Origin of the sequence: Mesorhizobium sp. M7A.F.Ca.US.014.04.1.1 (assembly GCF_003998745.1) — a bacterium.
GTDB lineage: Bacteria > Pseudomonadota > Alphaproteobacteria > Rhizobiales > Rhizobiaceae > Mesorhizobium > Mesorhizobium ciceri.
Genome location: NZ_RZRW01001020.1, coordinates 1 through 1252, shown reverse-complemented (window position 1 = coordinate 1252; position 1252 = coordinate 1). Strand labels below are relative to the sequence as shown.

Genomic DNA, 1252 nt, shown 5'->3' with positions numbered 1-1252 from the left:
GGACCAGCTTGTTTGCTCATACAGAGCCGGCACGGGAACAAACCCGGCCGTTTTCCTCACGCAGGCGATTCCCCCGCCACGGGAGCACGCCTGCGAAATTCGTCGCGATCACCTGAACCCTTTTCGCCTGAAGCGAAAGGAGCCGCCTTTACGTCTGACCCTGTAGCAAGAAGCTGCGGAGGAGGGCGGTTCCAGGATTGCAGTGATCCACCATCGCTTTTATGATTTGGCGGGGTGGATGGCAACCCCGATTTCCGATGCCGGCAAAAAGCCGTTCCGTAGCGTAAAGCCAGGCTTGCGGCCCTGCATGAAAAGGCTTGGTTAACCTTCTCTGGATACCAATCGTTAATCGAGTTCGCGGCCTAACCGGCATTTCGACGAAACGACCGGGCGCCGGGCGCCAAACCGGGAGCGACTGCAAGAGAGATGGGATTGGCGGACTTCACAGACAAGGGATGTCGTGTCGGCGGCCGGATCCTGGCCGCTTTCTGCCTCTTGCTGCTGCTGGCGGCCTCATCCGTCTTGTCCTCAAATGCCAGTGCCGCCGACGCTCCGCTCGTGGCAAAAGGCTACAAGATGGCCGGCGATGCCACCAAGATGCGCATCGTCATGGATTTCGACCGCGAACCCGATATCAAATGGTTCCTGCTGCGTGGTCCCAACCGTCTTGTCATCGATCTCGCGAATACGAGATTCGCCGTGGATGCCAAGGATTTGAAGGCGCGGGGCCTGGTCAAGGGCGTGCGCCTGGGCGAACTCGGCGAGGGCGTTTCGCGTCTGATCCTCACCGGCAAGGGACCCTTTGCCGTCGACAAGCTCGACGTGCTCAAGAACGAGGACGGAACCGGCTACCGCATTGCCATCGACATGTCGGCGGCATCCGAACGCGAGTTCGATGCCGCACTTGCCAATCAGGCGCTGACCACCGGATCGACCGTTTCGACCGACAAGGGAGGGCGGGTCGGCACCGGGCCGGTCTCCAATCCGGGCCATCGGTTCACCGTCGTCATCGACCCCGGCCATGGCGGCATCGACGGCGGTGCCGAGGGCCTGAACGGCACCATCGAAAAAAACGTCACGCTGGCCTTCGCCACGGAGCTGCGCGACAAACTCGCGGCCGTCGGCAATTATGATGTGTTCATGACGCGCGACACAGACGAATTCCTGCGTCTGGACGACCGCGTGCGCATTGCCCGTCAGCATGAGGCCGACCTGCTTATTTCGATCCATGCCGACACGATCAGCGTCAAGG

General features: G+C 61.1%; 1 protein-coding gene. It reads left to right on the top strand.

Annotation, left to right across the window (positions count from 1 at the left end):
- Window positions 1–426: 426 nt before the first annotated feature.
- Window positions 427–1252: N-acetylmuramoyl-L-alanine amidase (locus EOA22_RS34110; RefSeq protein ID WP_164756201.1), on the top strand; the 826-nt coding region annotated here is incomplete at its 3' end.